General features: G+C 70.1%; 8 protein-coding genes and 1 tRNA gene. 6 read left to right on the top strand and 3 right to left on the bottom strand.

Annotated elements, in window-relative coordinates; genetic code table 11:
- Positions 1–57 precede the first annotated feature (57 nt).
- Positions 58–130 (bottom strand) — tRNA-Trp (locus tag ACFW9O_RS26465).
- A 163-nt stretch (positions 131–293) separates the two neighbouring features.
- Here ACFW9O_RS26465 and ACFW9O_RS26460 point away from each other — a divergent pair.
- Together ACFW9O_RS26460 and ACFW9O_RS26455 are read left to right on the top strand one after the other, a co-directional pair.
- Positions 294–455, top strand: a complete 162-nt coding sequence (locus tag ACFW9O_RS26460) for a hypothetical protein (protein ID WP_351174722.1) — start codon at positions 294–296, stop codon at positions 453–455.
- 141 nt (positions 456–596) lie between these two features.
- The gene (locus ACFW9O_RS26455) at positions 597–1,229 is read left to right on the top strand and encodes an SGNH/GDSL hydrolase family protein (protein WP_384612688.1); all 633 of its coding nucleotides are present in this window, start codon (positions 597–599) and stop codon (positions 1,227–1,229) included.
- 234 nt (positions 1,230–1,463) lie between these two features.
- Here ACFW9O_RS26455 and ACFW9O_RS26450 read toward each other — a convergent pair whose 3' ends face one another.
- The gene (locus ACFW9O_RS26450; RefSeq protein WP_384612686.1) at positions 1,464–1,778 is read right to left on the bottom strand and encodes a hypothetical protein; all 315 of its coding nucleotides are present in this window, start codon (positions 1,776–1,778) and stop codon (positions 1,464–1,466) included.
- 205 nt (positions 1,779–1,983) lie between these two features.
- Here ACFW9O_RS26450 and ACFW9O_RS26445 point away from each other — a divergent pair, with 205 nt between their 5' ends.
- On the top strand, positions 1,984–2,220 hold the full coding sequence (locus tag ACFW9O_RS26445; protein ID WP_329204306.1) for a DUF397 domain-containing protein: 237 nt from the start codon (positions 1,984–1,986) through the stop codon (positions 2,218–2,220).
- 88 nt (positions 2,221–2,308) lie between these two features.
- Positions 2,309–3,217: a helix-turn-helix domain-containing protein gene (locus tag ACFW9O_RS26440; protein WP_384612684.1), complete on the top strand. Its 909-nt coding sequence runs from the start codon at positions 2,309–2,311 to the stop codon at positions 3,215–3,217.
- A gap of 35 nt (positions 3,218–3,252) precedes the next feature.
- On the opposite strand, the gene ACFW9O_RS26435 is transcribed toward ACFW9O_RS26440, so the two are convergent.
- Entirely contained in the window at positions 3,253–4,068 is an 816-nt protein-coding gene (locus ACFW9O_RS26435; RefSeq protein ID WP_351174732.1) for an SAM-dependent methyltransferase, read from the bottom strand.
- A 425-nt stretch (positions 4,069–4,493) separates the two neighbouring features.
- Here ACFW9O_RS26435 and hemC point away from each other — a divergent pair, with 425 nt between their 5' ends.
- Together hemC and ACFW9O_RS26425 are read left to right on the top strand one after the other, a co-directional pair.
- Complete coding sequence (gene hemC / locus ACFW9O_RS26430; protein ID WP_384612682.1) at positions 4,494–5,429, top strand: hydroxymethylbilane synthase; 936 nt, start codon at positions 4,494–4,496, stop codon at positions 5,427–5,429.
- Between the two features lie 157 nt (positions 5,430–5,586).
- Positions 5,587–7,077 carry an FG-GAP repeat protein gene (locus ACFW9O_RS26425; protein ID WP_384612680.1) on the top strand — a complete coding sequence of 497 codons (1,491 nt, stop codon included), beginning with the start codon at positions 5,587–5,589 and terminating at the stop codon, positions 7,075–7,077.
- The last annotated feature ends 368 nt before the right edge of the window (positions 7,078–7,445 follow it).

Raw genomic sequence — 7,445 nt, 5'->3', positions numbered from 1 at the left:
GGCTGCTGGGCCAGCTAGCTCCGGGGGGCGGGGGGGCCGGGGGAGGTACTGAGCGAGCAGGGGAGGCAGGAGTCGAACCTGCGGCATCCGGTTTTGGAGACCGGCGCTCTGGCCTCTGAGCTACACCCCTTCGGTGTGATCATCCTGGCAGCGGGCACGGCCTGCCGACAAGCGCTTTTCCGTGGCGTGGCGTCCGATCCCCGATGCGCCCCGCGGCGGCCGGAGGGGGACGCGTAGACTCTGCTCCCGTTTCCGCTGATTGGCGGGCATTACCTATCGATGGGCAATTCGCCGTGAGTTTCGTAGACAGATCCGAAGCGCCGATCTACGCCGGCCTCGTGGAGGAACAGGGCGACGTTCCCGCCGAGGTGCGACGGGTGGCGGAGCAGACCCTGCGAGAGGTGGACCGGGCGCTCGACTTCAGTGCGGTACGCGCACCCGCGTCCTTCCGGTAGTTCTCGACCCGGCGCCTACGGTCCCGGTGGACGGAAGCGGGCTGCTCCGGAGGCGAAGTCCTTGCCAGGTTGCAGCTGCCGCCATCGCAAGGTGGACAGGGCGCCCCGCGCCTCGGCGTCCTTCACCCTTCGGAGCATTGCGTGACCATCAGCCTGCACGCCTCAGCCACCGTCCTGTTCCAGGGGGACAGCATCACCGACGCGGGCCGGACGATCGACCCGGGCCACCCCCTGGGCCGGGGCTACGCGCGGCTGGCCGCCGATCTCGTACGGATCGCGCGGCCGGAGAGCGACATCACCTTCATCAACCGGGGGATCAGCGGCGACCGGACCTCGGACCTCCGGGCCCGGTGGCGCGAGGACGCCGTCGACCTCGAGCCCGACGTGGTGTCCGTGCTGATCGGCGTGAACGACACCTGGCGCCGCTACGACTCGGGTGATGTCACCTCGTTGTCCTCGTACGAGGACGACTACCGGACCATGCTCACGCAGATCCGGGAAGGTTCGGACGCGCAGCTGATTCTCGTCGAACCCTTCCTGGTGCCGGTGACGGCCGAGCAGTGGGCCTGGCGCGAGGACCTCGACCCCCGGATCCATGCGGTCCGCCGTCTGTCCGAGGAGTTCGACGCCACGCTGCTGGCCGCCGACGGTCTGCTCAACCAGGCCGCGCGGACCGCGGGCGGAGCCGAGTACATCGCCGGGGACGGCGTCCACCCGACCCCGCTCGGGCACGCGGTACTGGCCGAGGCCTGGACGGCGCTCGTCGGCCTGTAGCTCCCAGGACCCGGGCTCTGCTCCGGGAGGGCAACTCCGGCCCTCCCGGCCGGCTTCCACCGCATCGGGCCCCACCCGACCGGGCCGGATCTCGTCGGTGCCCGCCGGGCCGGTCGGATCAGGCCGAGCCGGGCCGGACGGCGCCGGGCCCCAAGGAGGGCCCCCGGTCAACGGGAATCCGCGCCCAGACGGTCTTGCCGGCGCTCGTAGGAAGGGACCAACCCCACGAACTGGTCAGGGCGTTGATGATGCGCAGGCCCCGGCCGCGTTCCCACGACTCGTCGGCGTCGCGCAGTTGCTGACCAGTTCACCGGCGACGAGCGCGACCTCGTCCGAGCAGGACCGCAGACCCCACCGGTCCAGTGCGTCGCGGACGAACAACCGTGCCCGCTGCAGACTTTCGGCATCGGCGGCCAGGCTGTGAGTGGTGAATCCGGCTGTCCCGCTGCCGAGGTCCCGCGCCCGGTTCGGGCGACGGGTGCTATCGCTTTCGGCCAGATCCGACGACTCGACGCCCTCTCCGCGAGGGGGTGCCTTCTCCGCATGCATGAGCGCTGATCACCCTCCGGTGAAAGCCGATCGGTGGTGCCAAGGGGGTCGGACGCCCACTGGTATCCTCGCCGTCCGCGCCTCCGTGCAATTGCATCCGAAATTGCACACCCGGGTGTGAGCAGGGGACAACTGTTCACCCGGTGCGGGCCCTGGCCGCGCGCCAGGAGTGGTCCGAGCAACTGCCGCACAAGGAGTGCACCGCATGCAGCACATTGACAACGGCGTCCCCGCCGACTCCCTCACCGATGTGACCTGGATGAAGAGCCATCACAGCAACCCCAGTGGAAACTGCGTCGAGATGGCCCTGTTGCCCGGCGGCGACGTGGCTGTGCGCAACTCAAGGCACCCGCAAGGGCCCGCGCTCGTCTACACCGAGGCCGAGGTGCGGGCTTTCCTCGCAGGCGTCAGGGACGGTGACTTCGACAGCGTGATCGGCTGAAAGCGCGCCATGTTCTCGTGCTGACCCGGTCCTTCGGGGACTCCCTGATGGCACACTGGCGTTGAGACGTCCGCCCTCAGGAGCCCGCATGCCCGGAACGAAACCGCTGCAGCCTTCACCGAAGCCGGCGCCCACCCCGGCCGCAGGGTCAAGTCCCACGGCTCTGCGTCTGGTTCTGGGTGCCCAGCTTCGAGGGATGCGCAGCGAGGCGGGCATCACCCCCGACGCCGCCGCCGCCCGGATTCGCTGCTCCACGGCGAAGATCAGCCGGATGGAGACGGGGCACTCCCCGTGCAAGGAACGCGACGCCGTCGACCTGCTGGCGCTGTACGGCGTCAGCGATCCGGACCGGGCGACCGAGTTCGTCGAACTGGTGCGCGTGGCCGGACAGCGTGGCTGGTGGCGCAGCTACGCCGATGTTCTGCCGGACTGGTTCGAGCCACTGGTGGGTCTGGAAGAGGCGGCCGCGTCCATCCGGACCTACGAGGGGCACTACATTCCGGGGCTCCTGCAGACGGCTGACTACGCCTACGCCGTGGTGCGTTCGGGGCACGCCATGGAGCCCGAGGAGACGACGAGGCGGCGCGTCGAACTGCGGCTCAAGCGACAGGAACTGCTGCACCGTCGCGATGCACCCAAACTCTGGGTGCTCCTGGACGAAGCGGTCCTGATGCGGCCCACGGGCGGAGCGCGCGTGATGCGTGAGCAACTGGCCCATCTGCTGGAAATGACCGAACTGCCCAATGTGATCGTGCAGGTCGCCCCGTTCGATGTGACCGCCCATACGTCGCCGGGCAACGGCATCACGTACCTGCGGTTCGCGATGAGCGGACTCCCCGACGTCGCCTACATCGAGCACCTGACCAACGCCACGTCCGTGAACAAGCCGGAGAGCACCGACGAGTATCGGTGGATCCTGGACTCCCTCAGCGCCCAGTCCCCGAGCCCCGTCGAGAGCCGGCACCTGCTGGGGCAGGCGCTCAGGCGCTACACCTGAGCGGAGCCGGTGGAACGGCGGGCGGGCCCGTCACGTCACCACTTGCGGCCGACGCCGCCGAACTCGATCCACTCCTGTGTCTCCTGCTTCGGCGCCAGATCCGAGTCGGGGCGCCAGGTCGACACCTCGACCAGGCCGGGCTCCAGCACCTCCAGCCCTTCCAGGAAGACACGTACGTCCTCCTCCCGGCGCACCCGCCCCCACCGGTTGCCCGTGCTCTTCGCCATGAAGTCCGTGACGAAGTCGCGGGTCGCCTTGTCCTCGCTCACGAGCTGGCACACCACCAGGAAGCTCCCCGGAGCCAGCCGGTCCGCGACCCGGCGTACCAGCGCGGCGGGTTCGTCCGAATCGGGGATGCAGTGCATGACGGACACGAACAGAGCGGCCACGGGCTCGTCGAAGTCGATCAGGCGGGTGACCTCGGGGTGCTCGAAGATCGTTTCGGTGTCACGCATGTCCGCCTGGATGACGGCGGTCCGGCTGTTCTCCTCGAGTATCGCCTTGCCATGGGCCAGGACGATGGGGTCGTTGTCGATGTACACGACCCGGGCCTCGGGGTCGACGAGCTGGGCGACCTGGTGGACATTGTCCTGGGTCGGCAGGCCGGATCCGTGGTCGATGAACTGCCGGATCCCGTACTCGGACGCCAGGTGGTGCACCACACGCCGGAGGAACCGCCGGTTGTTCACGGCGAGGACCTTGGTGCTCGGTACAACCTCCAGCAGCTGTTCGCAGGCAACCCGGTCGGCCGGGTAGTTGTCCTTGCCGCCCAGGTAGTAGTCGTACATCCGCGCCACGCTCGGCACGTTCACGTCGATGTTCTTCGGAATGGAGGTGTCCCCGTTGCTCATCCAGCCCCTCGCCAGGTCAAAGAGAGAATTCTCGTAGCCGTGAGGGGTCATGCTAGGGATCTCGTCGTGGCGCTGACAGTCCTCGGGGGAGTGAGGGGGCGGCGCACGGAGGTGAATCGGCCAGATACTGCGGCTGTGGGGCGTCGAATCCGCCCGGCTTTCCGGCGTCGAGGCATGCGAAGGCGAGGTGCGTGTCACGCCAGGACCTCAAGTGTCCCTGGTCGGAGGGTCGGCAGAGATCGTCCGCGCGTATCACCGGGGCTTCCGGAGCGGGCATGCGCACAACGACTGTGCCTGGAGAGCCGTTTCAAAGCGGCTGGAAATCGCCTGACGGCTCGTCCGTTTCCCCGAGGATTCGGTACCCGTGGCCAGTGTTCCTGCGGCGGACCATCGCGGCTCCAGTCCGGCGCACTATCGTGAACGACATGTCCGCCCCTGAGCTGATCCGCATCGTCTCCCGCGACTCACCCATGGCCCTGGCCCAGGTCGAACGCGTCCGGACCGAACTGGCGGCGCTCCATCCCGCCACCGCCACCGAGGTGATCCCGGTCAGGACGACGGGCGACAAGTGGATGGGCGACCTCGCCCTGGTCGAAGGCAAGGGTGCCTTCACGAAGGAGGTCGACGCCGCTCTGCTCGCGGGCGAGGCGGACCTCGCCGTGCACTGCGTGAAGGACGTCCCCGCAGACCGGCCGCTGCCGGCCGGCACGACGTTCGCCGCCTTCCTCGAGCGGGACGACATCCGTGACGCCCTCGTCCACCCGGGTGGACTCACCCTCGGCCAGCTCCCGCCCGGAACGAGAATCGGTACCTCCTCCGTGCGCCGCGTCGCCCAACTCGCCGCCTCACACCCCCATCTGGACTGCGTGCCCTTCCGGGGCAACGCCAACAGGCGCCTCGCCAAGCTTGAAGCGGGCGAGGCCGATGCCCTCCTCCTGGCCGTCTCCGGGCTCCGGCGCATCGAACGTGACGACGTGATCACCGAGATCCTGACAGCGGACGCCATGTGCCCCCCGATCGGCGCCGGAGTCCTCGCCCTGCAGTGCCGGGAGGACGACACCGCCACCATCGAAGCGGTCAGCGGCCTCAACCATCCCGATACCTACCGGGAGACCACGGCGGAGCGGATGTTCCTCCACGTCCTGCAGGGCCACTGCAACTCGCCGATCGCCGGCTACGCCACGGCCCATCGCAACGGAGATCTCTCCCTCCGCGCCTGTGTGTTCACCCCCGACGGCAAGACGGTGCTCAACGCGCACGAGTGGGCAGGCCCTCTCGACGCGGCGACCCTCGGCACCTCCGTGGCCGTCGCCCTGCTGCGTCAGGGCGCACGCGAGCTGATCGACAACATCGCGCACTGACCTCCCGCAACGGCGAGGCGGCCCTGGCAACGTGCGGGCGCCTCGCCGTACAACCCTTCTGCCTCACGCGCGGTCAAACAAGGCGCCAGGAAGGAACGGGCCCTTCCGGACATCCTCCCGGCGCCTGCCCGGTCGTCCTTGAGCCAAGGAGCCGCTCGTGCGCACACACCGTTCGGCCGCCGTTGCCGCGGCCGCAGTTCTCCTCTCGGCGGGAGCGGTCATCGCCGCACCCACTGCTCACGCCGGTACCCCCGGCGGAACGCACGCAAGTGACCGCAACAGCGATTTCAACGGCGACGGCTACGAGGACGTCCTCGTCGGCGCTCCCGGCGGGACCGTCAGCGGGAAGAGGAGCGCGGGATACGTGACCGTGCAGTACGGCGCGTCGGCCGGCATCGGCACGAGCCGCGCCGCGCTCATCAGCCAGTCCACATCCGGAGTCGCCGGATCCGCCGAGACGGGTGACCGGTTCGGCGCTGCCCTTGCGACCGGTGACCTCGACGCGGACGGCTACGACGACGCGATCGTGGGTACTCCGGGAGAGGACCTCGGGACCGCCGCCGACGCCGGTCGCCTCACCGTCCTGTGGGGCTCCCCTCAAGGGCTGACCGGTGCCGCCAGCGACTGGCTGGATGCAGCTGAGCCCGCCTCCGGGAAGAAGTTCGGCAGCGCCCTCGCGGCGGCCCGCTTCAGCCCCGAGATCCCGGGTGACCACCTTGCCGTACTCGATCGCGACGAGCTCCACCTGTACGCGTACGACTCGGCGTCCAAGGCCGGCAAGGCGCCCTTGCGACGCACTGAGCGGAACCGCCCCGCCGCGCGGGCGCAGGAGCGGCAGATCCTGCCCAAGTCCCTGACCACGGGCGACTACGACAACAACGGTCTCGCCGACCTCATCGTCTCCGGGGTCACCGGGGGAGCGGAGCCCGGCTACGGCTGGTCGTCCTTCTTCTCCGGCCAGGAGGAGGGACTGGTGTACGAGCGCGACCTGCGCGGGGGCCCCGTCGCAGCGTCCGGAGACATCGACAACGACGGCTACGACGACCTCGTCACCGGCGAGCCGAACAGCCCCGACGACGGTGGCGAGACCCTGAGCGGTGGCCTGGTCGGTGTCTACCACGGCAGCGCGGACGGCCCGCTCGGCGTCGACGGAGCGGGCAGCCCGCCGCAGTGGTGGACACAGGACTCGGCCGGCGTGCCAGGAACGGCCGAGCGCGGTGACGGCTGGGGCACCGATCTGTCCGTGGCCGACACCAACGGCGACGGCTACGCCGACGTGGCCGTGGGCGCGGCCGGCGAGGACATCGGCACGGTCACGGACGCGGGAGCGGTGTGGGTGCTGCGGGGAGCCGCCGCCGGCCTGACCGCCACCGGCGCCGCCTCGTGGGACCAGAACTCCGCCCGGATTCCGGGCGCGGCGGAGAAGGGCGACCGCTGGGGCGGCCAGGTCAGGCTGACCGACCCGAACAGGGACGGCCGCTTCGGTCTGCTGGCCTCCGCCCCCGGCGAGAACACGGGCGACGGTGTGGTGTGGGTGCTCTCGGCAGGATCCGGCGGGATCACCGCCGCCGGATCGTGGACGTACGGCGCCGGCTCGCTCGGCGCACCGGCCGTGGACGCCGCGTACGCTGCCGCGATCGACGAGTAGCCCACAGCCCGCAGCAGCGGGCGGCCCGGCGGAACCCCATGTTCGCCGGGCCGCACCGCGGCTCGGCGTCGTTCTACCGTCATCCCCGAAGAGATGGGCAGGGGGAGAACCCGCGTGTACCGGCGAGCGGGCAGAGCCTCCCGCCGCGCCGGAAGTGCCATGCTGTTTCTGCCGTCGGGGCCACCCATTCGCAGTACTCTCCTCTGACCCGCCCATCCGCCGTCGCGGGACGCTGTCACCGGCCTCCTGGCCCGGCCGGACGTACGGTTCCGGCCGCCGAGCGCTGGCGGACCGCGGGTGGCGAGAGGCACCATGCACCCGGGGTACGCCCCAGCGATGCCCCCCGGGCACTGCGCCCGCCAGTGACG

This window comes from Streptomyces sp. NPDC059499 (assembly GCF_042749285.1).
In the GTDB taxonomy this organism is placed as follows: Bacteria; Actinomycetota; Actinomycetes; order Streptomycetales; family Streptomycetaceae; genus Streptomyces.
This window is presented reverse-complemented; position numbering and strand designations above follow the sequence as displayed.

Excerpts from the sequence above, each read along its gene's own strand:
- ACFW9O_RS26440 (WP_384612684.1), top strand. The coding sequence starts at position 2,309 with ATGCCCGGAACGAAACCGCTGCAGCCTTCACCGAAGCCGGCGCCCACC.
- ACFW9O_RS26445 (WP_329204306.1), top strand. The coding sequence starts at position 1,984 with ATGCAGCACATTGACAACGGCGTCCCCGCCGACTCCCTCACCGATGTG.
- ACFW9O_RS26450 (WP_384612686.1), bottom strand. The coding sequence starts at position 1,778 with ATGCATGCGGAGAAGGCACCCCCTCGCGGAGAGGGCGTCGAGTCGTCG.
- ACFW9O_RS26435 (WP_351174732.1), bottom strand. The coding sequence starts at position 4,068 with ATGAGCAACGGGGACACCTCCATTCCGAAGAACATCGACGTGAACGTG.
- hemC (WP_384612682.1), top strand. The coding sequence starts at position 4,494 with ATGTCCGCCCCTGAGCTGATCCGCATCGTCTCCCGCGACTCACCCATG.